Genomic DNA, 26,191 nt, shown 5'->3' on the forward strand with positions numbered 1-26,191 from the left:
GGGCGGAGCGGACGGGGCAGGGAGGCAGCGCATGAAGACGCAGTCGCACACCGGCCGGGTCGGTCCCGTCGGCGACGGGAGCGCCCGGTCGCGTCTGTGGGGCCCGTATCTGAGCGAACGCCAGTGGGGCACCGTCCGCGAGGACTACAGCCCCGGCGGCGACGCCTGGTCGTACTTCCCGCACGACCACGCGCGGTCCCGTGCCTACCGGTGGGGCGAGGACGGTCTGGGCGGCATCTGCGACGACAAGCAGCGGCTGTGCCTGGCACTCGCCCTGTGGAACGGCCGCGACCCGATCCTCAAGGAGCGCGCGTTCGGCCTCACCAACGGCGAGGGCAATCACGGCGAGGACGTGAAGGAGTACTACTTCTACCTCGACAGCACGCCCAGCCACTCCTACCTGCGGTACCTGTACAAGTACCCGCAGGCCGCGTACCCGTACAACGACCTCGTGGAGGTCAACCGGGCGCGCAGCCGCCAGGAGTTCGAGTACGAGCTGCTGGACACCGGGGTCTTCGACGACGACCGCTACTTCGACGTCACCGTGGAGTACGCGAAGGCCGACCACGACGACGTGCTGATGCGGATCACCGTCGACAACCGGGGGCCGGACGAGGCGACCCTGCACGTCCTGCCGACGCTGTGGTTCCGCAACACCTGGTCGTGGGGCGAGCACGCCGGCGGCGGGACCCGGCCGAGCCTGCGGGAGGTGGACGGGCCGCGCTCGACCGCCACGGTCCGCGCCGACCATCCGGAGCTGGGCACCTACGACCTGCGCTGCGGCGGCTCGCCCGAGCTGCTGTTCACCGAGAACGAGACGAACCACGAGCGGCTGTTCGGCTCGTCCAACACCACGCCCTACGTCAAGGACGGCATCGGCCGGTACGTCGTCGACGGCGACCGGAGTGCGGTGAATCCGGCCCACGAGGGCACGAAGGCCGCCGCGCACCACACGCTCACGGTGCCCGCCGGCGGGTCCGAGACGCTGCGGCTGCGGCTCGGGCCCGCCGGCGCCCAGCTGACCCTGGCCCGCGGTTTCGACTCGGTGTTCAAGGACCGCAGGGCCGAGGCGGACGCCTTCTACGCGGAGCTGACGCCGAACGGCGCGAGCGAGGACGAGGCCCGGGTGATGCGGCAGGCCCTCTCGGGGATGCTGTGGTCGAAGCAGTACTACGCGTTCGACCTGGAGACGTGGCTGGCCGAGCACGAGCTGACGCCGTGGAGCCTGCCGCGTCCCGGGGTGCGCAACCGCGAGTGGTTCCACATGGTCAGCGACGACATCGTGTCGATGCCGGACAAGTGGGAGTACCCCTGGTTCGCCGCCTGGGACCTGGCGTTCCACACGGTGGCGCTGTCCGCGGTGGACGTCCGCTTCGCCAAGGAGCAGCTCGAACTGCTGCTGCGGGACGCCTACTTGCACCCCAACGGCCAGATCCCGGCCTACGAGTGGAACTTCAGCGACGTGAACCCGCCGGTGCACGCCTGGGCCGCGTACTTCGTGTACCAGGTGGAGGAGCGGACGACGGGGCACGCCGACCACGCGTTCCTGGAGCGCACCTTCCAGAAGCTCCTGACGAACTTCACGTGGTGGGTGAACCGCAAGGACCCGAGCGGCCGCAACGTCTTCCAGGGCGGCTTCCTCGGCCTCGACAACATCGGCGTGTTCGACCGCAGCGCCCCGCTGCCCACCGGCGGCACCCTGGAACAGGCCGACGGCACCGCGTGGATGGCGCTGTACTGCCAGTCGATGCTGCAGATCGCGGTGGAACTGGTCGAGCACAACCCGGCGTACGAGGAGCTGGTCCTGAAGTTCGTCGAGCACTATCTGTGGATCGCCGCGTCGATGGACCGGCTCGGCGACCTGGGCGACGAACTGTGGGACGAGGAGGACGGGTTCTTCTACGACGTGCTGCGACTGCCCGACGGACGGGCCGTGCGGCTGAAGGTCCGCTCGATGGTGGGGCTGCTGCCGCTGTGCGCGTCGACCGTGTTCCGGCCCCGGCAGCTGGAGCGCCTTTCCGGTCTGGGTGAGCGGCTGCAGCGGTTCGCCGAGCGGCATCCCTCGCTGTCGGTGACGCTGACGGCGGCGCAGGCCGGGGCGGCGGGCGGACCCCGGCTGCTGTCCGTCGTCGACGAGAAGAAGCTGACGCGGGTGCTCGCCCACCTCCTGTCGGAGGACGAGTTCCTCAGTCCGTACGGCGTCCGTGCGCTGTCCCGGCATCACGGCGAGCACCCGTACACGTTCTGGGTGCACGGCGAGGAGTACAAGGTCTCCTATCTGCCGGCCGAGTCGGACACCGGCATGTTCGGCGGCAACTCCAACTGGCGGGGGCCGGTGTGGCTGCCGATGAACGCCCTGGTGATCCGTGCGCTGATCAATCTGTACGGGTTCTACGGCGACGACCTGACCGTCGAGTGCCCGACCGGCTCCGGCGTGCACAAGAACCTGTTCGAGGTCGCCGAGGACATCACCGCCCGGCTCACCCGGATCTTCCTGCGGAACGAGGACGGGCGGCGGCCGGTGTACGGCGGCCAGCCCAAGTTCCACGACGATCCGCACTGGCGGGACCTGATCTCCTTCTACGAGTACTTCCACGGCGAGAACGGCGCCGGCATCGGTGCCTCCCACCAGACCGGCTGGACCGGTCTGATCGCCGCCCTGATGAAGATCTTCGGCACCCTGGGTCCCGACGACTTCCGCCCCGCGTCCACGAGGAGGACCGGCCGATGAGCGCGCTGCCCGCCCAGCCCGTCGTCCACGAGGTCAACACCCGCGTCTGGCTGCGCGAGACGGGTGGGCGCACCGGCCGCGCGACGGGGCTCGGGGACGTGCCGAAGGACGTGTGGGACGAGATCACCCCGTCCGGGGTCGACGCCGTGTGGCTGATGGGCGTGTGGGAACGCAGTCCGCGGGGCCGGGCCATCGCGCTGCGGAACACGGCGCTGCGCTCGGCCTTCACGTCGGCGGTCGCGGACATCGACGAGTCGGACATCGCCGGGTCGCCGTACTGCATCCGCCGCTACGAGGTCGACGCGGCGCTCGGCGGGCGGGAGGGGCTGCTCGCGGCGCGGGCCGAACTCGACCGCAGGGGCGTCGGGTTGCTGCTCGACTACGTGCCGAACCATGTGGCGCCGGACAGCCCCTGGGTGACCGAGCACCCGTCGTACTTCGTGCGCGGCGACGCGGAGGACGTCAGGCGCGATCCGGCGGGGTTCTTCGACACCGGGCGCGCCGTCCTCGCACGGGGCCGCGACCCGTTCTTCCCGCCCTGGCCCGACGTCGTCCAGCTCAACGCGTTCGCCCCGCAGTTGAGGACGGCGACGGCGGACGTCCTGGGGCAGATCGGGCGGGTCTGCGACGGGGTGCGCTGCGACATGGCGATGCTCCTGATGAACGACGTGTTCGCCCGCACCTGGGGCGAGCGGGTGGGCGCCCCGCCGGAGGCGGACTTCTGGCAGGAGGTGGTGCCGGAGGTCCGGCGCCGGCACCCGTCGATGCTGTTCGCGGCGGAGGCGTACTGGGACCTCGAATGGGCCCTCCAGCAGCAGGGGTTCGACTTCTGCTACGACAAGCGGCTGTACGACCGGATCCTTCACGAGAGCCCGGAGTCGGTGCGCGGGCACCTGCTCGCCGACGAGGAGTACCAGCGCCGCCTCGTCCGGTTCCTGGAGAACCACGACGAGCCGCGCGCCGCGCTCACCCTCGGCCCGGACAAGGAGCGGGCGGCCGCCGTGCTGATCGCGACGCTGCCCGGCGCGACGCTGTGGCACGAGGGCGAGTTCACCGGGCGCCGGGTCCATCTGCCGGTGTTCCTCGACCGGCGCCCGGACGAGCCGCAGGACCTGGCGCTGCAGGCGTTCCACGAGCGGCTGCTGGCGCGCGTCCACGGCAGCGGCATGCGGACGGGCCGCTGGCAGCTCCTCGACTGCGCGGGCTGGCCGGACAACGACTCGGCGCGGCAGCTGATCGCGTCGTGCTGGACCGGTCCCGCGGGCCACTTCGTGACGGTGGTCAACCTGTCCGAGCGTCCCGCGCAGGCCCGCATCCGGCTGCCGTGGGAGGAACTGGGCCGGGACACCTGGGAGTTGACGGAGCTCGGCGACTCCGACCGGTACGGGCGCTCGGGCGGCGAGCTGCTGACGAGCGGTCTGTACGTCGACCTGCCGGCCTGGGGCACGCACGTGTTCTCGGTGGCGGCCTGACCTGAGGCTCACTCGGCGGTGGGCTGCCGGTCCGCGGCGGCCCACCGCGCTCCGCTGTCCGCGCGGAACGCGGCCACGGCGCTCTCCACGGTCGGGTAGAAGGCGTCGGGGGCGAACGTACGGGTCAGCCCGTAGCGTTCGATCTTGCGGCGCACCGGGTCCTTGAGCTCGGCGAAGACGAGGGCGATGCCCGCCTCCTCCAGTGTCTCGTCGAGCTCCTCCAGGACGTCGGCGGCGGTCGTGTCGACGTCGGTCACCGGTTCGGCGGCGATCAGGATCTGCCGCGGCGGCGGCTCGGTGCGGGCGTGCCGCAGCACCTCGTCGCGGAACGACTTGGCGTTGGCGAAGAACAGGGGTGCGTCGAAGCGCAGCAGGACGAGGCCCGGCAGGTGTTCGGCGCCGGGGTGGGAGCGCACGTCGTGGTAGCCCTCCAGGCCGGGGACCCGGCCGAGCACGGTGCGGTACGGCCACCAGGCGCGCCGGAACACGTTGAGGATGGACAGTCCGACGGCGATCGCGATGCCGTCCAGGACGCCGAGCAGGGCCACCCCGAGGAAGGCCGCGATGCACAGCCAGAACTCGGCCTGCCGCTGCCGCCACAGCCGCGCCGTGCCCGCCACGTCCGCGAGCGACAGGGACGCGGTGATGACGACGGCGGCGAGGGCCGGCTGCGGCAGGTTGCGGAACAGTCCGGGCAGCAGGACCAGCATGAGCAGGATCAGGGTGGCGCCGACGAGCCCGGTCAACTGGGTCTTGGCTCCGGCCCGTTCGGCGACGGCGGTGCGGGATCCGCTGGTGCTCAGCGGGAACCCCTGGAACAGTCCGGCGGCCGCGTTGGCCGAGCCGATCGCCACCATCTCGCCGTTGCCGCGGACCTCCTGTCCGGTGCGGGCGGCGAACGCGGAGGCATTGGACACCGCGTCGGCCAGCGACACCACGGCGATCCCGAGGGCGCCCGCGACCAGTGGCCCGACGTCGTCCCAGCGGATGTCGGGGACGGTGAACGGCGGGAACCCCTCGGGCAGCCGGCCGACCATCCGCACGCCGCGCCCGGCGAGGTCGAAGGCGACGGCGGCGCCGATGGCGAGGACCACCATGACGAGGACGGCGGGCACCTTGGGCAGCAGTCGCTGCAGCAGCAGGATCAGCACGATGCCGCCCGCGCCCACGGCCAGGGCCGCCGCCACCAGCTCACCGTCGCCCAACGCCCGGACGAACGCGCCGACCTCGTCGATCACTCCGTCCGCGTCCGTGGAGAAGCCGCACAGTTTGGGCAGCTGCCCGACGAGGATGGTCAGCGCCAGCCCGTTCATGTAGCCGATCATCGTGGGCTTGGAGATCAGGTCGGCGACGAAGCCGAGGCGGGCCACCCCCGCCAGGATCATGATCGCCCCCACCATCAGGGCGAGGGCCGAGGCGAGGGCGACGGCCCGGCCGCTGTCCCCGTCGGCGACGACCAGTGGCAGCACCGTCGCGGCGATCATCGGGCCGAGCGAGGAGTCGGGGCCGAGCACCAGGATCCGGGACGGGCCGGCGACGGCGTAGGCGAGCAGGCAGAGCACGGACGTGTACAGGCCGGTGATCGGGGGCAGTCCGGCCAGTTCGGCGTACGCCATGCCCTGCGGGACGAGGAGCGTGGTCAGGACGACGCCCGCGACGACGTCCTTGGCGAGCCACTCCCGGCGGTAGCCGCGCAGGGTCGCCAGGCCGGGCGGCACCCCGGGCACCGGTGCCTCACCCCGGCTCTGCGGACGTCGCCCGGCGCCTGCGGGCGGCGAGTTTGCCCAGCTCCCACAGGGCGAGCAGGGCGAGCGGCGGCAGCAGGGCCCAGCCGAACTGGCCGATCCGCAGCGGGGTGGTGTCGAGGAGCCGGTTGAAGGCGTCGGTCTGGGTCACGAGGACGGCGAGCACGAACTCGCCGAGCATCGTCCAGTTCAGCTGCTTGCTGTCGAACGTGTCGGTGGTCAGCACGGTGCCGGTCTCGCTGCGGCACTCCAGGGCGGCGACGATCAGACAGAGCGCGAACGAGGCGAACGCGATGGAGTTGCCGACGCGGACGTCGTCGTAGCGGGTCGCGCCGAGCTGGATCAGGCAGAGCAGTCCGACGGCGACGGCGGTGCCGGCGAGCCCGACGGTGAGCATCAGGGCGGGCGTCATCACGGGTTCGCCGCGCGGTCGCGGCCGCCGGGTCATCAGTCCGCTCCTGACCCGGTCGAAGCCGAGCGAGAAGCCGAAGGCGGCGTTGACGACGAAGTGGATCCACAGCACCTGGGCGGGCGTGAACGGTTCGCCGCCGGCGATGTCGAACAGCGTCGCGCCGAGGAAGGTGAGCACGAACACGACGAGCAGGACGAGCACGAACCGGATGTACTTGGTGAGGTTGTCGTAGATCTTGCGGCCCTGCTCGACCGCGTGGACGATCGTCGCGAAGTTGTCGTCGGACAGGATCATCCGTCCGGCGTTCTTGGCGACGTCCGTGCCGGAGCCCATGGCGATGCCGATGTCGGCGGCCTTGATGGCCGGCGCGTCGTTGACCCCGTCGCCCGTCATGGCGACCACGTCGCCCTTCTTCTTCAGCGTCTCGGCGAGGAGCACCTTGTGCTCGGGCGCCACCCGGCCGACGACGCCGATGCGGTCGACGCGGGCGAGCCGCTCCTCCTCCGGCAGGGCGGCGAAGTCGGCGCCGAGGATCGCCTCGCCCCCGATGCCGATCTGCTCGGCGACGGCGGCGCCGGTGATGACGTCGTCGCCGGTCACCATGCGGACGCGGATGTGGGCGGCCTGCGCGGCGGCCACGGCGTCACGGGACTCGGGGCGCGGCGGGTCGACCATGCCGACGAGGCTGGTCACCTGCAACGCGTCGACCAGGTCGAGGAGTTCGGCGCCCGGGGCGAACGCGGCGGGCTCGATGTCCCGGGTGGCGGCGGCCATCACCCGGCGGCCGGCGCGCTCCATCCGCTCGACCTCGTCCTCGGCCCGCTGCCGCAGCCCGGCGTCGAACGGGATGCCCGTGCCGCCGGACAGGGCGGTGGCGGTGCGCGCCAGCACGGCCGGCGCCGCTCCCTTGACGAAGCAGCGCACGACCGGCCGGCCCCTCCCGTCCCGGGCCTCGTGGAAGGTGGCCATGAGTTTGTACGCGGGGTCGAACGGCAGGGTGGCGAGCCGCGGCAGCCGGTCCCGGGTGGCGGCCACGTCGAGGCCCGCCTTGTGGCCGAGGACCAGCAGGGCGCCCTCGGTGGGGTCGCCGACGACGCGGCCGTCGACGAGGGCGGCGTCGCTGGCGACGAGGTAGGGCAGGATCGCTTCGTCGATGCTCGGCGAGCCGCCGGCGGCGTGGTGGACCCGCCCCTCCAGGCCGTATCCGCCGCCCGAGACGGTGTACCGGTCGAAGGCGTCCACGACCTCGACGACGGTCATCTGGTTCATCGTCAGCGTGCCGGTCTTGTCGGAGTTCACGGCCGAGGTGAAGCCGAGGGTCTCCACGGACGGCAGGTCCTTCACGATGGCGTGCCGGCGTGCCAGGTCGAGGCCGCCCAGCGAGAGGATCGTCTGCGTCACCGTCGGCAGGGCCTCGGGGACGGCGGCGATGGCCAGGGACACGGCGCTGACGAACAGCGCGTCCCACGGCTCGCCCCGGCCGCGGCCGAGGCCGAACATCACGACCATGGTCAGCCCGGCCGCGCCGACGATCCACAGGGTGAGCCGGTTCAGCTCCCGGGTGAGCGGCGACATCTCGCGCTTCGTCGTGGTCAGCATGCCGGAGATCCGGCCGAGTTCGGTGGCGGCACCGGTGGCCGTGACGACGAGGACGCCGCTGCCGTGGGTGACCGGGGTGTTCATGAACGCCATGTCGGTCTGGTCGGCGGGGCCCGGGCTCTCGGCCCGTACCGCTGCCGCGTCCTTGGCGACGGGCACGCTCTCGCCGGTGAGCGCGGACTCGTCGATCTGCAGGGCGCTGGTCTCCACGAGCCGTCCGTCGGCGGGGACTTCGTCGCCTGCGGCGAGCAGCACGACGTCTCCGACGACGACGTCCGCGGCCGGGATCTCCGCCTCCCGTCCGTCGCGCCGCACGCGCGCGGTCGCCCGGGTCATCGCCTTGAGGGCGTTCATGGCGCTCTCCGCCTTGCCCTCCTGCCGGATCCCGATGACCGCGTTGAGCACGGTCAGCGCGAGGAGCACCACCGCGGTGCCCCACTCCTGGACGGCGAGGGAGACGACGGCGGAGCCGACCAGGATCATCTGCATGTACGAGGTGAACTGGCCGAGGAACCGCTGCCAGCCGGGCGTCGGACGCTCCTCGGGCAGGGCGTTGGGCCCGTCCTCGGCGAGCCGGGCGGCGACCCGCTCGGCGCTGAGTCCCACGGCCGGGTCGACGCCGAGTTCCCCGGCGACGGCTTCGGCGGGGCGCGCGTACCAGGCGCGGCCGGGCGCCTGCGCGGTCACCGGGACCGCCTCCGTCCGCCGTGCCGCCGGGCGCGGCGGGCCGCGGACAGCGCGTACGGGTCGGCGGCCGCACCGCTCGGCGCCTCTTCCTCCAACTGCCGCTTCTCCAGCTCCAGTTCGTGCATCGCCTTGGCCCCGATCTCCGGGTAGCGCGGATCGATCCCGATCAGGGTGTGGGCGAGCACGGCGGCCGCGCAGATCCGCGCGTACCACTTGTGGTCCGCGGGCACGACATACCACGGCGCCCACGGGGTGCTGGTGGCGGAGAGCATCTCGTCGAACGCGTGCTGGTAGGCGTCCCACCGGGTGCGTTCGCGGGCGTCGGCCGCCGAGAACTTCCAGTTGCGGTCCGGCACGTCGATCCGCTTCAGGAAGCGGATGCGCTGCTCCTCCTTGGACAGGTTGAGGAACAGTTTGACGACGTGGAAGCCGTTCTCCGTCAGATACCGCTCCCAGTCGTTGATCTCCCGGAAGCGGCGGCGCCAGAACGCCTTTCTGCCCTGGCCCTTGCCGGGCAGCCGCTGGCGGTCGAGGAGTTCGGGGTGTACGCGGACCACCAGGACCTCCTCGTAGTGGGAGCGGTTGAAGATGCCGATCTCGCCACGCCGGGGCAGCCGGGCGGCGTAGCGCCAGAGGTAGTCGTGACCGAGCTCGGCGGCGGACGGCACCTTGAACCCGGCGACGGCCACGCCCTGCGGGTTCACTCCGCTCATGACGTGCCGGATGGTGCCGTCCTTGCCGCCGGCGTCCAGCGCCTGGAGGCACATCAGGACGCCCTGGCTGCCGTCGGCGGCGAGCCTGCGCTGGTAGTCGGCCAGCAGGAGGGTGCCGCCGCGCAGCAGTTCCTCGCCCTGCTTGCGGTTCTTCACGCCCGCCTTGTGGGCGGGGTCGAAGTCCCGGGCCAGGTTCACCTTCGACCCGGGTTCGACCCGCAGCGGCGCGATGAACTCCGCGATCCGCTCGGCCCTCCGGTCCTCGCCCTTGCCCTTCCCCTTGTTCTTGCCCTTGGCCTTCATGGGTCAGTAAAGGGTGTCCCGCTTGACGGCGCACAGGCCCCAGATGATGAAGCCGTTGAGCGCGATCAGGGTCAGGGACCACAGCGGGTAGTAGGGAACCGAAAGGAAGTTGGCGATGATCAGCAGTCCGGCGATGATCACGCCGCAGACCCGCGCCCACTTCATCGCCACGAACAGGCCGAAGCTGACGACCACGGCGATCGCACCGAGGATCAGGTGGATCCAGCCCCAGCTCGTCAGGTCGAACTCGAAGACGTACTCAGGAGTCCTGAGGAACACCTTGTCCTCCAGGACGGCCATGAGCCCCCGGCAGAAGCCCATGGTTCCGGTGATGAAGAGCATCACCGCCGCGAAGATCGTCAGTCCGCCGGCGGCCGCCGCCTTGGCGGTTCCCGGCCGGTGGTGGGTGGTGTCCGAGGTGGTCATGACAGGTCCTCCCTGACTGCGGAGGGTGCCGATGGCACCGCTGCGCCGACGAGTGTCGCCCCGGGCGCGGGCCCCGGTCGTCACCCTCCGGGGGTGACGACCGCGGACGGGGTGCCCGCGACCCTGTGCGTCGTCCGGCCCAGGCCCTCGATCGGAGGCGAGACGATGACCGTGCCGTCCATCCCCGACGGAGCGGACCGCGGCGGGCCGGCTCGCCGCTGGCCCCGCGAGGTGCTCGCACCGCTCGCCCTCGCCCAGTTCGTCTGCAGCTTCGCCGGTTCGAACATGACCGTGATGATCAAGGACATCAGCGAGGACCTGGACACCACGGTGCAGGGCGTCCAGATCGCGATCACCGCCTTCCTGCTGGTGATGGCGGCGCTGATGATCCCGGGCGGGATCCTCTCGGACCGCTACGGCCGCAAGCGGTGCCTGGTCGTCGGTCTCAGCATCTACGGGGTCGGTGCCCTGCTCAGCGCGGCCGCGCCCGGCCTCGGTGTGCTCATCCTCGGCAACTCGGTCCTGGAGGGCGTCGGGACGGCGCTGCTCATCCCGCCCGTGTACATCCTGACGACCCTCGTGTTCACGAACACCTCGGACCGGGCACGGGCCTTCGGGGCGATCATGGGGATGGCCGGGATCGGTGCCGCGACCGGGCCGCTGCTCGGCGGGCTCATCACGTCGGCGATCAGCTGGCGGGCCGCGTTCGTGTTCCAGGCCCTGGTGGTGGCGGTGATCATCGTGCTGACCCGGCGGGTGCGGGATCCGCTGCCGCCGGATCCCGAGCGCCGCTTCGACCGGGGTGGCGCCGCGCTCTCGGCGATCGGTCTGGCCCTCCTGGTCATGGGCATCCTCGCGACGGACGACAACGTCTGGCTGGCGGTGGGCCTGTTGGCGGGCGGCGCCCTGTTCCTGACCGGGTTCTTCGTCTGGATCCGGGCGAAGGAGCGCGGGGGCGGTCAGCCCCTGCTGCCGATGGCGCTGTTCCACAACCGCACGTCGAACCTCGGTCTGATCACCCAGAACGTCCAGTGGCTGATCCTGATGGGCCTGTCGTTCGTCGTCGCCACGTACCTCCAGGTCGTCCGCGGATACAGCGCGATCGGCACCGGCGTGGTCTTCACCGCGTCCACGGTCGGGCTGCTCGCCAGTTCCCTCGGTGCGGAGCGCTTCGCGAAGCGGCGGGCCCAACGCACGCTCGTGATGGCCGGGTTCGCCGTGACGGTGTGCGGCATCGGCCTCCTCATCGCCCTCGCCGACACCTCTCCGAGCGCGTGGAGCGCCGTGCCGGGCCTGCTGGTGATCGGCCTCGGTGTCGGTCTGATGCTGACGCCCTCGGTCAACGTGGTGCAGTCGAGTTTCCCCGAGGAGCTCCAGGGCGAGATCTCCGGCCTGTCCCGCAGCGTGTCGAACCTCGGCTCCTCGGTGGGCACCGCGCTGGCGGGCACCATCCTGGTCGCCGATCCCGCGGTGGGCCCGTACATGGTGGCCCTCGTGGTACTCGCCGTGGTCGGACTGGGCGGGTTGTGGGCGGCGGCCCGGCTGCCCAGGACCCCGCCTCCCACCCAGCACGGGTGAGCCCGGTACGGACGGCGGTCAGTCACCGGCCGGGCGGTCGTAGCGCACGGCGCTGGCCACGAGCAGGTCCTGGAGCGAGGCGTGGCGTCTGCTGAACGGGATCCAGCACAGCCCGATCGGGAACGTCACGCACAGGGCCGCCCGCACGAGCGCACGCGGCAGCCCCAGCGTCCGTCCGGCGCGGTCACCGACCCGCAACCCCATCAACTGCCCACCGGGCGACCGCCCGACGCCCGCCCACGACCCGCCGAAGTACCCCACGGCGAGCACCCACGCGGCCACTCCGGCGACCGAGCCCGGCAGCTGCGGCACCCGGAACGGCGGCCCGCTCACGACGAACACCGCGCATCCCACGCCCAGGTGCAGCACGACGCCCACCACGGCCAGCACCCCGACGTCCACCACGGCCGCGACCCCCCGCGACACGATCCCGGCCGCGTCACTCACCACGTCCGCCCGTGCCCCGCCCCAACAGCCGATCGGCCACCCGGTTCACCCGCCGGTCCGCCCGCTCCCCCAGCCACCGCACGGCATCCACACTCTCGGCAGCCATCCCGCCACCGGTGTCCCGCACGATCCGCCCCAGATCGATCTCCGCGACGACACCACGGGTGACCCCGACCAGATCGATCCGAGCGATCACGGCATCGACGTCTACGCGCCCGGCAATGACATCGACATCGACCCGCTCGACGATCCGCCCGACGTCGATGCGCTCGGCGATCCGATTGACGTCGATCCGCTCGGCGATCCGATTCACATCGATCCGCTCAGCGATCCGGTCGACGTCGATCCGCTCAGCGATCCGGTCGACCTCAATCCGCTCAGCAATCCGGTCCACGTCGATCCGCGCGGCGATCCGGTCCACGTCAATGCGGTCGGCGATCTGGTCCACATCGATCCGGTCGGCAATCCGATTCACGTCAATGCGGTCGGCGATCCGGTCCACATCGATCCGGTCGGCAATCCGGTCCACGTCAATGCGGTCGGCGATCCGGTCCACATCGATCCGCTCGGCGATCCGGTCCACGTCAATGCGATCGGCAATCCGGTCCACATCGATCCGCTCGGCAATCCGGTCCACGTCAATCCGGTCGGCGATCCGGTCCACGTCGATCCGCTCGGCAATCCGATTCACATCGATCCGCTCAGCGATCCGGTCGACGTCGATCCGCTCCGCGATCCGATTCACGTCGATGCGCTCGGCAACCCGGTCCACATCGATCCGGTCCGCGATGCGCTCCACGTCGATCCGGTCCGCGATCCCGTCCACATCCACCCGGGCCACGACCCGGCCGACATCCACGCGATCGGCGATCCGGTCGACGTCGATACGCTCGGCGACCCGCCTCACATCGACCCGGTCCGCCACCCGGTCGACGTCCACCCGGCCTGCGACCCGGTCCACGTCCACCCGATCCGCGACCCGGTCGACGTCGATCCGGCCCGCCACCCGGTCCACGTCGACCCGGTCCGCCACCCGGTCCACGTCGACCCGGTCCACCATCGCGTCCAGGTCCACCCGGTCCAGCACCACGTCCAGATCGACCCGCCGGAGCACCGCCTCGACGACCGGGCACAGGGCCGCCCCCACCACGTCGCCCACCAGCGCCCCGAGGGCATGCCGGGCCGAGCGGGTGGTTCGGACGGCGAAGGCCAGCGGTCCGCCCGCGTCCTGCTGCGTCATTGGCCGACCGAATCAACCGGTCACGGCCGAGGCATCCTCCGCAGCGGGTGACCCGGCGGGCGGCAACGCCGTCGGCCTCGTCCGGACCGGCAGGAATTCGTGCGGGCGGCGCGGATCACCAGGCCCCAGGTAGCCGAACGGCAGGCCGCGCCGCCGCGCCAGTTCTCCGGCCAGCCGCAGCACGCTGATGCCGCTGACACCGAGTTCCGGGGCGCGGCGCAGGTCGACCAGGACCCCGGTGCCACCGGGCCGGATGGCCCAGTGCAACAGGCGGCCGAGCTGCGCCTCCCTGGCGGGGCCGATCGCCCCGCAGACCTCGATCACCACGCAGCCGTCGAACTGCCGCACCAGCACCGGAGTACGTTCCCAGCGGGACGGCACGGGACGACGCGACCGCACCCTCAGCACGTTCCACGTCATGGCTCCCCCCGAGCATGACCGCCCGGCACATGACCGGCCGGACGGACGGGCAGGGTCGCGCCGCGGCCCGTGCCCCGCGAGGGGCCGACCGGCCCGGGAGAAGGGCCGTTCGGCCCCGCCACGGACGCCGTCTCCCTTACACCCTTTTGCGTAACTCAGTTACGCAGATGCCAGGTTGAAGCCCGTACGAGTGGGGGAATCGCGTCCTTGCCACATGTTTCTGTCATGTGCGCCCGGCGAGAACCGTACGCTGGCCATCCACGACCACCCCTGCTCCCGGTGGCCAGAACCCGACGTCGCCGCTCCCCGGAACTTCCCCGGCGGAGCCCGGTTCAGCGAGGGGAACCGCCATGCTGTCAGGCGCATGGCCCGAAGGGCGTATCCGGATTCGCGAGATCCACGGAGTCCGCGTGATCGAGTTCCACGGTGAGGTGGACATCGCCACTGCCATAGGCATCGAGCCGGAGCTCGATGCCGCGACCCTCGACCGGGACAGGATCGTCATCATCGACCTCAGCCCGGTGGCCTTCTTCGACATCTACGCACTGCGCCTCCTGTGCCGGACCGAGGAGCGCGTCCGCACGCGCGGTGGCCGGTTGCTGCTCGTCTGCCCGCAGAAGACGACTCTGAGACTCCTGCGCGCCGGCCACTTGATGGGCCGGTTCGCACCCGTGGCCACTCTGGAGGAGGCGCTCGACGCGGGAGGACGTCTGGAGGCCTCCTGACCGGGCCGCCGCCGAGGCCCACTGGCGATCACTATGACGGCATATGCAGAATGTGAGCGGCCCCCTGCCCTCGGGTCCAGCCCAGCGGCCGGAGCCGCGTTCAACGCCGACAACGCGACCCCGGCCCCGCCCTCGCGGCGTGTTGTCCGGGGCAACTCCCGCAGCCCCGACCGCCGTTCGAGGACGGTTGCGAGGTGTCCGGGGGCCCGGACGCCTCGCATGTCGGCCGTCGCCGGTGCGGGCCTGGCCCCCGGCGACGGCCGTCCATGCGGTCGTGCGTACCGGAACGCCGAGGCGGCCCAACTCCCCCCGCCCGGCGCCGGTTTCATCCACTCTAAGGCCGATGTCACCGCATTCCCTACGGTACGGTCGGCACGCTTCACGAATCCTCCGGCGGACCTCCCCGTTCCGCTCCCACCGTGGAGGGCGTCGTCACTCGGCCGTCGCGGTCAGGTCACCACGGCGCGGCCCCGCGAAGCCCTCCAGGCCCGCCAGCGTGAGACCGGTCAGCCGGGCCACCTCACCGACGTCGAGTGCGCCGCAGTCCAGGCCGCGCAGCAGGTACCCGGCGAGCGCCTTCGCGGTGGCCGGCTCGTCGGCGATGTCACCGGAGGCCTGGTTCGCGTACGCGGACAGGCGCGCCGCGGCCTGCGCGAAGCCCTCGCGATAGAAGGCGAAGACGGCGGCGTAGCGCGTCGGGATGTGGCCCGGGTGCATGTCCCAGCCCTGGTAGTAGGCGCGAGCGAGGGCGCGCCGGGTGAGCCCGTAGTGCAGCCGCCAGGCGTCGTGGACCTTGGCGGTCGGGCCGACGGGCAGCACGTTCGTGGAGCCGTCGGAGACACGAACTCCCGTACCGGCGGCGGCGACCTGCATGACGGCCTTCGCGTAGTCGGCGGCCGGGTGGTCGCTGGCCTGGTACGCGGCGGAGACGCCGAGGCAGGCGCTGTAGTCGAAGGTGCCGTAGTGCAGACCGGTCGCGCGGCCCTCGGCGGCGTCGATCATGCGGGCGACGGCGGCGGTTCCGTCGGCGCCGAGGATGGACTGGCTGGTCTCGATCTGGATCTCGAACCCGAGCCGCCCGGCCTCGAGACCGTGCTGCTTCTCGAACGCGTCGAGCAGCCGCACCATCGCGGTGACCTGCTCCGGGTAGGTCACCTTGGGCAGCGTCAGGACGAGCCCGTCGGGCAGACCGCCGTGCTCCATGAGTCCGGTGAGGAAGATGTCGAGCGTACGGATGCCGCGGTCACGGACGGCGGCCTCCATGCACTTCATGCGGATGCCCATGTGCGGGGCCGCCGTGCCGTTCGCGTACGCCTCGGCGATGAGACGGGCGGCTCGGGCGGCGGTCTCGTCCTCGTCGGCGGACGAGGCGGGCCGGTAGCCGTCCTCGAAGTCGACCCGGAGGTCCTCGACGGGCTCGCGCTCCAGCTTCGCCCGTACGCGGCTGTAGACCGGCTCGGCGAGTTCGTCGCCCAGTCCGAGCACCGCGGCGAACGACGCGGCGTCCGGGGCGTGCTCGTCGAGCTGCGCGAGCGCCTGGTCGCCCCAGGAGCGGATGGTGCCGGCGTCGAAGGCGTCGCCGGGGACGTAGACCGTGTGGACGGGCTGGCGGGTGCCGGGGTCTCCTGGGTAGCGCCGGGCGAGTTCCGCGTCGACCGGGGCGAGTGAGGCGCTGATGCCCTCGCTGACCGCGCCCGCGAGGCTCGTCGACACCTTCTCCTGCTGACCCATTCCTGCACCCTCCATACGCTCACTGTTTCCGCTTCACGGAATCAACAATCCGTATAGCGAAGTTATCCGTCCGGGTGACCTGCGTCAATGGTCCCTCTGCAGGGTCCCGGAACGCGGACGGGGCCGCGCGGCGTTGAACGCCACACGGCCCCGACAGCACTGCGGTACTGCTGGACGGGTTCAGCCCTTGCGGGTCTTGACCTCGTCGGTGAGCTGGGGGACGACGTCGAAGAGGTCGCCGACCACGCCGTAGTCGACCAGGTCGAAGATCGGGGCCTCGGCGTCCTTGTTGATCGCCACGATCGTCTTCGAGGTCTGCATACCGGCCCGGTGCTGGATCGCACCCGAGATGCCCGACGCGATGTACAGCTGCGGCGAGACACTCTTGCCGGTCTGGCCGACCTGGTTGGAGTGCGGGTACCAGCCGGCGTCCACCGCGGCCCGCGAGGCACCCACGGCCGCGCCGAGGGAGTCGGCGAGCGCCTCGATGATCGCGAAGTTCTCCGCGCCGTTGACCCCGCGGCCGCCGGAGACCACGATCGCGGCCTCGGTCAGCTCCGGACGCCCGGTCGCCTCCCGCGCCGTGCGGCCGGTCACCTTGGTGCCGGTCGCCGCCGCGGAGAACGACACCTCCAGGGCCTCGACCGCACCGGCGGCCGGGGCGGCCTCCACGGCGGCACTGTTCGGCTTGACCGTGATCACCGGGGTGCCGGTGGTGACACGGGTGGTGGTGGTGAAGGACGCGGCGAACACCGACTGGGTGGCCACCGGACCCTCCGCGCCGGCCGCCAGGTCGACGGCGTCGGTGATGATGCCGGACTTGATGCGCAGCGCCAGACGGGCGGCGATCTCCTTGCCCTCCGCGGAGGACGGCACCAGCACCGCGGCCGGCGCGATGGCGGCGACCGCGGCCTGCAGCGCGTCCACCTTCGGCACCACCAGATAGTCCGCGTACTCCGCGGCCTCATGCGTGAGGACCTTCACCGCACCGTGCTCGGCCAGCGCGGCAGCCGTGCCGGCGGCACCGTTGCCCAGCGCGACAGCGACCGGCTCACCGATCCGGCGGGCCAGCGTGAGCAGCTCCAGGGTGGGCTTGCGGACGGCACCGTCCACGTGGTCGACGTAGACCAGAACTTCAGCCATGGGACTTCAATCTCCTGCAATCACAAAGAAGTTGGGCGGATGAGTGGGGCGACTGAAGCTCAGATGAACTTCTGGCCCGCGAGGAACTCGGCGAGCTGCCTGCCGCCCTCGCCCTCGTCCTTGACGATCGTGCCCGCCGTGCGCGCCGGACGCTCCGCAGCCGCCTCGACCTTCGTCCAGGCACCCTCCAGACCGACCTCCTCGGCCTCGATGTCGAGGTCGGACAGGTCCCAGGACTCCACCGGCTTCTTCTTCGCCGCCATGATCCCCTTGAACGACGGGTACCGCGCCTCACCCGACTGGTCGGTCACCGACACCACCGCCGGCAGCGCCGCCTCCAACTGCTCCGAGGCCGCATCCCCGTCCCGGCGCCCGGTCACCGTGCCACCGGCCACCGCCACCTCGGACAGCAGCGTCACCTGCGGCACCCCCAGCCGCTCCGCGACCAGCGCCGGCACGATACCCGCCGTACCGTCGGTCGACGCCATCCCCGACACGACCAGGTCAAAGCCCGCCTTCTCGATCGCCTTCGCCAGCACCAGCGACGTACCGATCGCATCCGTGCCGTGCAGATCGTCGTCCTCGACATGGATCGCCTTGTCCGCACCCATCGACAACGCCTTGCGCAGCGCGTCCTTCGCGTCCTCGGGACCCACCGTCAACACGGTGATCTCCACATCGTCATCCGAGTTCTCGGAAATCTGGAGCGCCTGCTCCACCGCGTACTCGTCCAGCTCCGACAGCAGACCGTCCACATCCTCACGATCCACGGTCAGGTCATCGGCGAAGTGCCGGTCGCCCGTCGCGTCCGGCACGTACTTCACGGTGACAACGATCCTCAAGCTCACGCCGGCTCTCCTACTGCAATCGTCTTTTACTGGGCGGCCCAGCTGCTGCAACTGACCACGTCTTCTGCAGGCAGCATAGGCGCCTGAAGCGGACTCTTCCGGTCGGGGCGGCCCGCGCTCCGAACGAAACGTTACTCGTCAGTACACCCAGTTCATGCCCACTAAGCAAGCGCTTTGAACTGTGACCTTGCCAACGCTCCGTAACCGCCCCGCACAGGAACTCTCAGTCGCGCAGAGCGTTGAAGCGCCCCTGGTGGTAGAGCAGCGGACGCCCCGCTCCCGCCGGGTCCCCGCAGACCGCCTCCGCGAGCACGATCCGGTGGTCCCCCGCGGGCACCCGGGCGATGACCCGGCAGACGAGCCAGGCCAGCACGCCGTCGAGGACCGGGACACCCTGGGGACCTTCGAACCAGCCGGTCGACGCGCCGAACCGGTCGGCGCCGCTGCGGGCGAAGGTGCCCGCGAGGTCGGCCTGGTGCTCGCCGAGTATGTGCACGCCGACGTGGTCGGCCTCGGCGACGGTGGGCCAGCTGGAGGCGTTCAGGCCGATGCCGAACGAGATGACGGGGGGCTCGGCGGAGACCGAGGTGAGGGAGGTGGCGGTGAAGCCCACGGGGGCGGCACCGGCGGCGGTGATCACCGCGACGCCGGCCGCGTGCTGCCGGAAGACCGAGCGGAGCAGGTCGGGGGTGGCGGGCAGGGCGGTGCGCAGATCGGGCGTGGCCGTCATGGAGTTGTCCTTCTGCAGGAGGGTTCGAGCGGGATCCGTGGCTGCGTCAGGAGACGGGACAGCGGGCGCTCGAACAGCGCGCGAGATCCACATGGACTCGCTGGTAGAGAAGGAGTTCCGAGGGCATACGGTCAGACTGACGATACGTGGCGCGTGCAGTCAAGTGCGTTCCGTCATGTGGGAGATGCGTCACCAGGCCCACCGGGCACCCTGACCCCACCGGACCCGCCGGGTCCGTCCCCCGTGGCACGGCGTCAGACCGCCTCGCCGAGCGCGGCGATCACATCGATCTTCCGGGGCTGCCCGGCGGCCCTGCGCACCTCGCGGCCGCGGGCATCGAGGACGAGGACGGTCGGGGTCTTGAGGACGCCCACCTCACGGACGAGATCGAGCCTCGCCTCGGCGTCGATCTCGACGTGCGAGACACCGGGGACCATGGCGGCGACCTCGTCGAGAACCCGCCGGGTGGCCCGGCAGGGCGCGCAGAAGGCGCTGGAGAACTGGACGAGCGTCGCCCGCTCCCCCAGTTCCTCGCCCAACTGCTCCGCGTCGAGCGCCACTTCACCCACGGTCACCTGACTCCTCCTTCGTAGGCCGCATTCGATGCAGCACTCGAACGCGCGCGCTGATTCCCGATGACGTGACAAGGATCTCGCGCACGGCCGGAACCAGGACTGGTCACCCGGCCGTTCTTGGGGCACGATCTGCGCAAGCCGGAAAACCTACGGCTGCGTAACTTACCGCCGGGAGCCCGCTCCTCCGGAAAGCCTCCGGAAGAGCTTCCCCACGGCACTAAGAAGGGTCCACCCCCTCCATGGCAGAGCTCGTCTACCGTCCGGTCATCGGCGCCGCGAAAACGATGTTCAAGGCGCTCGACCTGAAGATCGACTGCAAGGGCTCGGAGAACATTCCGCGCTCGGGCGGTGCCGTCCTGGTCAGCAACCACATCAGCTACCTGGACTTCATCTTCGACGGCCTCGCCGCCCTGCCGCAGAAGCGCCTCGTCCGTTTCATGGCGAAGGAGTCGGTGTTCCGGCACAAGATCTCCGGCCCGCTGATGCGCAGCATGAAGCACATTCCGGTGGACCGTTCGCAGGGTGAGCACGCGTATCAGCACGCCCTCCAGTCCCTGCGCTCGGGCGAGATCGTCGGGGTCTTCCCCGAGGCGACGATCTCGGAGTCGTTCACGCTGAAGAGCTTCAAGACGGGCGCCGTGCGACTGGCCCAGGAGGCCGGGGTACCGCTGATCCCGATGGCGCTGTGGGGCACGCAACGGGTGTGGACGAAGGGCCGTCCGCGCAACTTCAAGCGGCAGCACATCCCGATCACGATCCGGGTGGGCGAGGCCATGGAGGCGACGTCCGACCAGTACGCCGGGGCGATCACCCGCCGGCTGCGCGGCCGCGTGCAGGAACTCCTGGAGGCCGCTCAGCGCGCCTACCCCGTGCGCCCCAAGGGTCCGGACGACACGTGGTGGATGCCGGCGCACCTGGGCGGCACGGCCCCGACCCCCGAAGAGGTCAAGGCCGCCGAGGCCGGCTGAGTCACTGCGCCGGGTGGACGGTGATGCGGGCGCCCGGGCTGAACTTCTCGAGGAGTTCGGCCAGTTCGGCGCCCGCCGCCGCCAGTCCGGCGTGCTCGCCCATGCCCTCCAGGAGGAACAGGGCGTTCACCGACGTGTCGTCGAGGCAGGTGCGCGGGCCCTGTCGCCAGTTCCAGCGGCGGCAGGTGACGCCCTCGTCGTCGCACCAGACGACCTCGCCCGCCTCGGGGTGGTCCACGACCTGCTCGCCCGAGGCGATGGTCACGAAGTCCTCGGTTCCGGTGGCCCGGACGAGCCTCATGCCGCCCTCGATGCGGTCGAGGTCCTCGCCGCCCACCGGGATCAGATGGGCGACGCTGATCGCGTTGTAGACGTCGACGAGCGTGTTGATGCGGGGCAGCCCCGCCTCGCTCAGCGCCCGCTTCGCCAGCGCCTCCGCGGAGTTCCTGGTCCGGTTCGGCTTGGCGCCGAACGCGGTGTAGGCCGCGCGCCAGGCAGCCATGTGCGGGTCCTCGTGCGGCGCGCGCCCGTCCAGACGCTCGGCGAGCCGCCGCGCCGCGTCGTCGAGCAGGGCCGACGTGGCGTCCGTGCTGGGCGTGTTGACGAGGTCGTACGCCTCGATGGCGATGTGGTGGAAGCCGGGCGCGAGTGCGTGGACGTCGTCGGAGACGGTGAGCCGGAGAGCCATGTTCTGCCTTGTCGGAGGGGTCACTCGGGGAGTCGCTCGGCGAGTCACAGGGGGAGCGAGTCGGGGAGGTTCTCCCAGAGGTACGGGCGGTCCGGCGCGCTGCGCATGACGTCGAGCACCACCAGATGTGGTACATCGAAGAGTACCGGATAGTCCACCTCATTGGACTCGGTGTCCGGTACCCAGGCCAGCCGCTCCCCGTCGAGCGAGAACTGGGCGTCGACCCCCGGCTTGTTCCCCCGGCAGTCCTGCCGGTGCCACGCTCCGTGGAAGCGCACGGCGACCAGGCCGTGGACGCACCAGCCCGTGCCCGCGTCATAGGCGAGCCGCTGGTAGCAGAGGGCGGTCGGGATGTCCTCGGCCCGCAGCAGCGCGGTCAGGGCGTGCGCTTTCGCGTGACAGATGCCGGTGCCCTGCTCCAGGACGTCGGAGGCCCGCCAGGTGACGCGCAGGTCTCCGCTGTCGGCGGAGTGCGGGATGGTGTCGCGGACGAACTCATAGGCGGCCCGAGCGTATGCATATGAATCGACGGCGCCCTTCGCGAGCCGCGCGGCCGTCTCCCGCACGCGCGGATGGTGATGGTCGATGACGTCGTCGGCCGCCAAGTAGGCGGAGAGATCAGGGGTGTTCTGGATCAGCTGCATGGCACGCGAGCATAGGAATGCGACCGACCGCGCGTCAATGACTTTACGGTCGATCGCATACCTATGCAGGATTCTGGAGTTCCCGGCTAGCGCGCCATCTCTTCCTTGAGGGCGGCGACGAAGCCGTCGACGTCCTCCGCACGGGTGTCGAAGGCGCACATCCAGCGGACGTCGCCGGCCGACTCGTCCCAGAAGTAGAAGCGGAACCGCTTCATCAGACGCTCGGACACGTCGTGCGGGAGACGGGCGAACACGCCGTTGGCCTGCACCGGATAGAGGATCTCCACGCCGTCGACGGCGCGCACGCCCTCGGCGAGGCGCTGGGCCATCTCGTTGGCGTGCCGGGCGTTGCGCAGCCACAGGTCCTTGGCGAGCAGCGCCTCCAGCTGCACGGACACGAACCGCATCTTGGAGGCGAGCTGCATGGACAGCTTGCGCAGGTGCTTCATGTGGCGCACGGCGTCCTGGTTGAGGACGACGACGGCCTCGCCGAACAGCGCGCCGTTCTTCGTGCCGCCGAGCGACAGGATGTCGACGCCGACCGCGTTCGTGAACGTCCGCATCGGGACGTCGAGGGACGCGGCCGCGTTCGATATCCGCGAACCGTCCAGGTGCACGACCATGTTGCGCTCGTGGGCGTGGTCGCAGATCGCCCGGATCTCGTCGGGCGTGTACAGCGTGCCCAGTTCGGTGGACTGCGTGATCGACACGACCTGCGGCATCGCCCGGTGCTCGTCGTCCCAGCCGAACGCCTGCCGGTCGATGAGCTCGGGGGTGAGCTTGCCGTCGGGCGTGGGGACGGTGAGCAGCTTGAGGCCGCCCATCCGCTCCGGTGCGCCGCCCTCGTCCACGTTGATGTGCGCGGACTCGGCGCAGATCACCGCGCCCCAGCGGTCGGTGACCGCCTGGAGCGCCACGACGTTGGCACCCGTGCCGTTGAAGACCGGGAACGCCTCGGCGGTCGGGCCGAAGTGGCTGCGGATGATCTGCTGGAGGTGGTCCGTGTAGTCGTCCTCGCCGTAGGCGACCTGGTGCCCGCCGTTGGCGAGGGCGAGGGCCGCCATCACCTCGGGGTGGGCGCCCGCGTAGTTGTCGCTGGCGAAGCCCCTGATCGTGGGGTCGTGGTGCCTGCGGGCGTCGGTCCTGGGAGGGTTCACGGCTTCTCGGTCAGCCACAGGCGGGTCCCGTTCACTTCGGCGGCGGGCCGGTTCCAGACGCCGGCGATGGCCTCGGCCAGCTCCTTGACGTCCGTGAAGCCCGCGAACTTCGCGTTGGGGCGCTCCGCGCGCATCGCGTCGTGCACCAGCGCCTTGACCACCAGGATCGCAGCCGCCTGCTGCGGTCCGGCGTCGCCCCCCGCCTTGCGGAACGCGTCGCCGAGGGCGAGCGTCCACGCCTCGGCGGCGGCCTTCGACGCGGCGTACGCGGCGTTGCCCGCGGTCGGCTTGCTGGCGCCCGCGGCGCTGATCAGCAGGTAGCGGCCGCGGTCGGAGCGGCCGAGGCCCTCCTGGAAGGCGAGCGAGGTGTGCTGCACGGTACGGATCAGGAGCTTTTCCAGCAGCTCCCAGTCCGCGAGGTCGGTCTCGGCGAAGCTCGCGCTGCCGCGCCAGCCGCCGACGAGGTGGACGACCCCGTCGACCCGGCCGAAGTCCTTCTCCACCCGGCCCGCCCAGTCACGGGTGGCCTGCAGGTCGAGCAGGTCGACGGTGTCACCGATGACCGTGGCGCCGCCGTGCGCGTAGCGCGCCTCGTCGACGGCGGCGGCGAGCCGCTCGGCGTCCGCGTCGGCGCCGACGACGGTGGCACCGGCCTCCGCGAGCCGCTTCAGCGTGGCGCGGCCGGCCGGGCCCGCCGCTCCGGCGACCGCGATCACGGCACCGCTCAGCGAGTCCCTGGTGACTTCGGTGGTGTCGGTCATGACAGTCGCCTCCTGTACGGGGTTGCTCACGCGGCCACCCGCTCGGCGTCCACCGCGGTGATGCCCTTCGTCGAGGCGATCACGTTCTTCAGCTTCTTCGAAAGGGCCTCATAGAACATGCTCAGCGGAAACTCGTCCGGAAGCACGTCGTCCACCAGTTTGCGCGGCGGCTGCGACACGTCGAGGGCGTCGGGGCCCTTGGCCCAGCGGGACCCGGGGTGCGGGGCGAGGTAGGTCGACACCAGGTCGTACGCGGCGAACCAGTGCACCAGCTTCGGGCGGTCGATGCCGTCCCGGTACAGGGTCTCGATCTCGGCGCACAGCTGGTTCGTCACCTCGGGGGCGCGCTGCCAGTCGATGTGCAGCTTGTTGTCCGTCCAGCGGACGACGTCGTGCTTGTGCAGGTACGCGAAGAGCAGCTGACCGCCGAGCCCGTCGTAGTTGCGCACGCGCTCACCGGTGACCGGGAAGCGGAACATCCGGTCGAAGAGCACGGCGTACTGCACGTCGCGGCCCTGCGGGAAGCCGTCGGCCTCCAGCTTCACGGCCTCCTTGAAGGCGGTGAGGTCGCAGCGCAGCTCCTCCAGGCCGTACATCCAGAACGGCTGGCGCTGCTTGATCATGAACGGGTCGAAGGGCAGGTCGCCGTGGCTGTGCGTGCGGTCGTGAACCATGTCCCACAGCACGAACGCCTGCTGGCAGCGGTCCTGGTCGCCGACCATCTCCTTGATGTCCTCGGGCAGTTCGAGCCCGAGGATGTCGACGGCGGCCTCGGTGACCCGGCGGAAACGGGCCGCCTCGCGGTCGCAGAAGATGCCGCCCCAGGAGAACCGCTCGGGCGCCTCGCGCACGGCGATCGTCTCAGGGAAGAGCACCGCCGAGTTCGTGTCGTACCCGGAGGTGAAGTCCTCGAAGGTGATGCCGCAGAACAGCGGGTTGTCGTAGCGAGTGGCCTCCAGCTCGGCGAGCCAGTCGGGCCACACCATGCGCAGCACCACGGCTTCGAGGTTGCGGTCCGGGTTGCCGTTCTGCGTGTACATCGGGAACAGCACCAGGTGCTGGAGCCCGTCACGGCGCTGGGCGGCCGGCTGGAAGGCCAGCAGCGAGTCCAGGAAGTCGGGGACCACGAAGCCCCCGTCGGCCCAGCCGCGCAGGTCCCGGACGAGCGCCTCGTGGTAAGCGGCGTCGTGCGGCAGCAGCGGAGCGAGCTCCTCCACAGCGGACACCACGCGGTCCACGGCCCGCTCGACCGTGGATATCGCGGGGGCGCCCTCGGCGTCGAAGTCGATGGACCCGTCCTTCTCCTGCCAGGTCCTGATCTCCTCCACGGCGTCCTTGAGCACGGGCCACGCCGGGTGCTCCACCACCCTGTCGCCAGCCACCTGGGCCGAAGGAACGATCCCCTCCACACCCGCCTGCACAAGAATTTCCGTCATGTCCCATCCTCCACGGGAGAACCTCGCGTATGGACACCGTATGCATGCGAGGTTCTCCGCCACAAGGGGAGACTCCGAAAATTATCCTGCGCGACCCCCGGTATCACCGTCGTTTTTCCTGTCTCGCACGGCTGAAACGATGACCTGGGCCACATCGGCCCGTGCCCGGCGGGCGTCGTCGAGGAGCTCGGGAAAACCGAAGAAGCCGTGGAACATGCGCGGGAAGCGGCTCTCGGTGACCTCCGTCCCCGCGTCGCGGAGCGCCTTCGCATAGGCCCGGCCCTCGTCGCACAGCGGGTCGCAGCCGGCGGTGACGACGTGGGCGGGCGGCAGTCCGGTGAGGTCGTCGGCGAGGAGCGGGGAGACGTGCGGGTGGGCGGGGTCGCCGTCGGGCCCGAGGTACTGCTCGCGGAACCAGACGCAGGCCGCGGCGGTGAGGAAGTAGCCGGCGGCGTTGGCGCCGAAGGAGGCGGAGGTCTGGCGGGCGTCGGTCACGGGATAGACGAGGACCTGCCGGGCGATGCGCGGGCCGCCCCGGTCGCGGGCGAGGAGCGCCACGACCGCGGCGAGGTTCCCGCCGGCGCTGTCCCCCGCCACGGTCAACGCCTCCGCGTCCGCGCCCAGTTGCGCCGCGTGGCCGGCGACCCAGCACAGCGCGGCGTACGCGTCCTCCACTGCGGCCGGGAAGGGGGCCTCTGGGGCGAGCCGGTAGTCGACGGAGACCACGACGGCGTCGGCGTCGCGGCACAGTCCGCGGGCGGTGGCGTCATGACTGTCGAGCCCGCACAGCACCCAGCCGCCGCCGTGGAAGAACACGACGACGGGGCGCGCCGTGGCGGTGCCCTCCGGGGCGTCCGGGACGTAGATCCGCACGGGTATCTCCGGCGCGCCCGGCGGGCCGGGTATCCGCCGGTCCTCTACGTGTCCTACGGCGGGTACGGGCAGCGGGGAGGTGGGCACTGCCGCGAGGATCCGGCGGGCTTCGGCGGCGTCGGTGATCGCGCCGCCCACG

At 71.1% G+C, this 26,191-nt stretch carries 23 protein-coding genes; 5 read left to right on the plus strand and 18 right to left on the minus strand.

The features are described from left to right. Positions 1–31: 31 nt before the first annotated feature. Positions 32–2,731: an MGH1-like glycoside hydrolase domain-containing protein gene (locus tag M4J07_RS02720; RefSeq protein WP_255966701.1), complete on the plus strand. Its 2,700-nt coding sequence runs from the start codon at positions 32–34 to the stop codon at positions 2,729–2,731. Then, positions 2,728–4,203, plus strand: a complete 1,476-nt coding sequence (locus M4J07_RS02725) for an alpha-amylase family glycosyl hydrolase (RefSeq protein ID WP_255966702.1) — start codon at positions 2,728–2,730, stop codon at positions 4,201–4,203. Before M4J07_RS02720 ends, M4J07_RS02725 begins: the two co-directional genes overlap by 4 nt. 8 nt (positions 4,204–4,211) lie before the next feature. Here the strand turns inward: M4J07_RS02725 and M4J07_RS02730 are convergent, their stop codons facing one another. From M4J07_RS02730 to M4J07_RS02745, 4 genes are read right to left on the minus strand one after another with little or no spacing between them, the layout of a single operon-like run. Beyond that, positions 4,212–5,930, minus strand: coding sequence for a SulP family inorganic anion transporter (locus M4J07_RS02730; protein WP_255966703.1), 1,719 nt, complete (start codon positions 5,928–5,930; stop codon positions 4,212–4,214). A gap of 7 nt (positions 5,931–5,937) precedes the next feature. After that, positions 5,938–8,646 carry a cation-translocating P-type ATPase gene (locus M4J07_RS02735; protein WP_255966704.1) on the minus strand — a complete coding sequence of 903 codons (2,709 nt, stop codon included), beginning with the start codon at positions 8,644–8,646 and terminating at the stop codon, positions 5,938–5,940. Further along, a complete protein-coding gene (locus tag M4J07_RS02740) occupies positions 8,643–9,662 on the minus strand; it encodes a polyphosphate kinase 2 family protein (RefSeq protein ID WP_255966705.1) in 1,020 nt (339 codons plus the stop codon). The genes M4J07_RS02735 and M4J07_RS02740 overlap by 4 nt, the downstream gene beginning before the upstream one ends. 3 nt (positions 9,663–9,665) lie before the next feature. Next, complete coding sequence (locus M4J07_RS02745; RefSeq protein WP_255966706.1) at positions 9,666–10,088, minus strand: DUF7144 family membrane protein; 423 nt, start codon at positions 10,086–10,088, stop codon at positions 9,666–9,668. Positions 10,089–10,253: 165 nt separating this feature from the next. On the opposite strand from M4J07_RS02745, the gene M4J07_RS02750 reads away from it, so the two are divergent. Then, positions 10,254–11,666, plus strand: coding sequence for an MFS transporter (locus M4J07_RS02750; RefSeq protein ID WP_305127187.1), 1,413 nt, complete (start codon positions 10,254–10,256; stop codon positions 11,664–11,666). Positions 11,667–11,684: 18 nt separating this feature from the next. On the opposite strand, the gene M4J07_RS02755 is transcribed toward M4J07_RS02750, so the two are convergent. Genes M4J07_RS02755 through M4J07_RS02765 form a run of 3 tightly spaced genes read right to left on the minus strand, consistent with a single transcriptional unit; the run spans position 11,685 to position 13,773 of the window. After that, complete coding sequence (locus M4J07_RS02755) at positions 11,685–12,113, minus strand: RDD family protein (protein WP_255966710.1); 429 nt, start codon at positions 12,111–12,113, stop codon at positions 11,685–11,687. Next, complete coding sequence (locus M4J07_RS02760; protein WP_255966712.1) at positions 12,106–13,353, minus strand: hypothetical protein; 1,248 nt, start codon at positions 13,351–13,353, stop codon at positions 12,106–12,108. The genes M4J07_RS02755 and M4J07_RS02760 overlap by 8 nt, the downstream gene beginning before the upstream one ends. 12 nt (positions 13,354–13,365) lie before the next feature. Next, positions 13,366–13,773, minus strand: coding sequence for an STAS domain-containing protein (locus M4J07_RS02765; RefSeq protein ID WP_255966714.1), 408 nt, complete (start codon positions 13,771–13,773; stop codon positions 13,366–13,368). A gap of 350 nt (positions 13,774–14,123) precedes the next feature. On the opposite strand from M4J07_RS02765, the gene M4J07_RS02770 reads away from it, so the two are divergent. Next, positions 14,124–14,498, plus strand: a complete 375-nt coding sequence (locus tag M4J07_RS02770) for an STAS domain-containing protein (protein ID WP_255966716.1) — start codon at positions 14,124–14,126, stop codon at positions 14,496–14,498. Positions 14,499–14,930: 432 nt separating this feature from the next. Here the strand turns inward: M4J07_RS02770 and M4J07_RS02775 are convergent, their stop codons facing one another. The 5 genes from M4J07_RS02775 to M4J07_RS02795 form a co-directional block, all read right to left on the minus strand. After that, a complete protein-coding gene (locus M4J07_RS02775) occupies positions 14,931–16,229 on the minus strand; it encodes a DUF6986 family protein (protein ID WP_255966718.1) in 1,299 nt (432 codons plus the stop codon). A gap of 180 nt (positions 16,230–16,409) precedes the next feature. Next, complete coding sequence (locus M4J07_RS02780) at positions 16,410–17,372, minus strand: electron transfer flavoprotein subunit alpha/FixB family protein (RefSeq protein ID WP_255966720.1); 963 nt, start codon at positions 17,370–17,372, stop codon at positions 16,410–16,412. Positions 17,373–17,431: 59 nt separating this feature from the next. Further along, the gene (locus M4J07_RS02785) at positions 17,432–18,220 is read right to left on the minus strand and encodes an electron transfer flavoprotein subunit beta/FixA family protein (RefSeq protein WP_255966754.1); all 789 of its coding nucleotides are present in this window, start codon (positions 18,218–18,220) and stop codon (positions 17,432–17,434) included. A 223-nt stretch (positions 18,221–18,443) separates the two neighbouring features. Next, positions 18,444–18,950: a flavin reductase family protein gene (locus M4J07_RS02790; RefSeq protein WP_255966722.1), complete on the minus strand. Its 507-nt coding sequence runs from the start codon at positions 18,948–18,950 to the stop codon at positions 18,444–18,446. Between the two features lie 254 nt (positions 18,951–19,204). After that, positions 19,205–19,525, minus strand: a complete 321-nt coding sequence (locus tag M4J07_RS02795) for a TlpA family protein disulfide reductase (protein WP_255966724.1) — start codon at positions 19,523–19,525, stop codon at positions 19,205–19,207. 239 nt (positions 19,526–19,764) lie between these two features. On the opposite strand from M4J07_RS02795, the gene M4J07_RS02800 reads away from it, so the two are divergent. After that, positions 19,765–20,493 (plus strand): lysophospholipid acyltransferase family protein, encoded by a 729-nt coding sequence (locus M4J07_RS02800; protein WP_255966726.1) that lies wholly within the window; start codon positions 19,765–19,767, stop codon positions 20,491–20,493. Position 20,494: 1 nt separating this feature from the next. Here the strand turns inward: M4J07_RS02800 and M4J07_RS02805 are convergent, their stop codons facing one another. From M4J07_RS02805 to M4J07_RS02830, 6 genes are all read right to left on the minus strand, one after another. Then, positions 20,495–21,181, minus strand: a complete 687-nt coding sequence (locus M4J07_RS02805) for a B3/B4 domain-containing protein (protein WP_255966728.1) — start codon at positions 21,179–21,181, stop codon at positions 20,495–20,497. A gap of 44 nt (positions 21,182–21,225) precedes the next feature. Next, the gene (locus tag M4J07_RS02810) at positions 21,226–21,825 is read right to left on the minus strand and encodes a transglutaminase-like domain-containing protein (RefSeq protein WP_255966730.1); all 600 of its coding nucleotides are present in this window, start codon (positions 21,823–21,825) and stop codon (positions 21,226–21,228) included. Between the two features lie 86 nt (positions 21,826–21,911). Continuing rightward, positions 21,912–22,982 carry a threonine aldolase family protein gene (locus tag M4J07_RS02815; protein ID WP_255966732.1) on the minus strand — a complete coding sequence of 357 codons (1,071 nt, stop codon included), beginning with the start codon at positions 22,980–22,982 and terminating at the stop codon, positions 21,912–21,914. Beyond that, the gene (locus M4J07_RS02820) at positions 22,979–23,743 is read right to left on the minus strand and encodes an SDR family NAD(P)-dependent oxidoreductase (RefSeq protein WP_255966734.1); all 765 of its coding nucleotides are present in this window, start codon (positions 23,741–23,743) and stop codon (positions 22,979–22,981) included. The genes M4J07_RS02815 and M4J07_RS02820 overlap by 4 nt, the downstream gene beginning before the upstream one ends. Before the next feature lie 26 nt (positions 23,744–23,769). Further along, positions 23,770–25,179, minus strand: a complete 1,410-nt coding sequence (locus tag M4J07_RS02825; protein WP_255966736.1) for a DUF6421 family protein — start codon at positions 25,177–25,179, stop codon at positions 23,770–23,772. A gap of 81 nt (positions 25,180–25,260) precedes the next feature. After that, positions 25,261–26,191 (minus strand): alpha/beta hydrolase (locus M4J07_RS02830; protein ID WP_255966738.1); only part of this gene is annotated, 931 nt, incomplete at its 5' end.

The sequence above is a fragment of the Streptomyces longispororuber genome (assembly GCF_024448165.1).
GTDB lineage: Bacteria > Actinomycetota > Actinomycetes > Streptomycetales > Streptomycetaceae > Streptomyces > Streptomyces longispororuber_A.

Coding starts and splice junctions, on each gene's coding strand:
- M4J07_RS02725 (WP_255966702.1), top strand. CDS start 2,728: ATGAGCGCGCTGCCCGCCCAGCCCGTCGTCCACGAGGTCAACACCCGC.
- M4J07_RS02765 (WP_255966714.1), bottom strand. CDS start 13,773: ATGACGTGGAACGTGCTGAGGGTGCGGTCGCGTCGTCCCGTGCCGTCC.
- M4J07_RS02820 (WP_255966734.1), bottom strand. CDS start 23,743: ATGACCGACACCACCGAAGTCACCAGGGACTCGCTGAGCGGTGCCGTG.
- M4J07_RS02745 (WP_255966706.1), bottom strand. CDS start 10,088: ATGACCACCTCGGACACCACCCACCACCGGCCGGGAACCGCCAAGGCG.
- M4J07_RS02750 (WP_305127187.1), top strand. CDS start 10,254: ATGACCGTGCCGTCCATCCCCGACGGAGCGGACCGCGGCGGGCCGGCT.
- M4J07_RS02720 (WP_255966701.1), top strand. CDS start 32: ATGAAGACGCAGTCGCACACCGGCCGGGTCGGTCCCGTCGGCGACGGG.
- M4J07_RS02790 (WP_255966722.1), bottom strand. CDS start 18,950: ATGACGGCCACGCCCGATCTGCGCACCGCCCTGCCCGCCACCCCCGAC.
- M4J07_RS02780 (WP_255966720.1), bottom strand. CDS start 17,372: ATGGCTGAAGTTCTGGTCTACGTCGACCACGTGGACGGTGCCGTCCGC.
- M4J07_RS02800 (WP_255966726.1), top strand. CDS start 19,765: ATGGCAGAGCTCGTCTACCGTCCGGTCATCGGCGCCGCGAAAACGATG.
- M4J07_RS02825 (WP_255966736.1), bottom strand. CDS start 25,179: ATGACGGAAATTCTTGTGCAGGCGGGTGTGGAGGGGATCGTTCCTTCG.
- M4J07_RS02770 (WP_255966716.1), top strand. CDS start 14,124: ATGCTGTCAGGCGCATGGCCCGAAGGGCGTATCCGGATTCGCGAGATC.
- M4J07_RS02760 (WP_255966712.1), bottom strand. CDS start 13,353: ATGACGCAGCAGGACGCGGGCGGACCGCTGGCCTTCGCCGTCCGAACC.
- M4J07_RS02740 (WP_255966705.1), bottom strand. CDS start 9,662: ATGAAGGCCAAGGGCAAGAACAAGGGGAAGGGCAAGGGCGAGGACCGG.
- M4J07_RS02810 (WP_255966730.1), bottom strand. CDS start 21,825: ATGCAGCTGATCCAGAACACCCCTGATCTCTCCGCCTACTTGGCGGCC.
- M4J07_RS02775 (WP_255966718.1), bottom strand. CDS start 16,229: ATGGGTCAGCAGGAGAAGGTGTCGACGAGCCTCGCGGGCGCGGTCAGC.
- M4J07_RS02805 (WP_255966728.1), bottom strand. CDS start 21,181: ATGGCTCTCCGGCTCACCGTCTCCGACGACGTCCACGCACTCGCGCCC.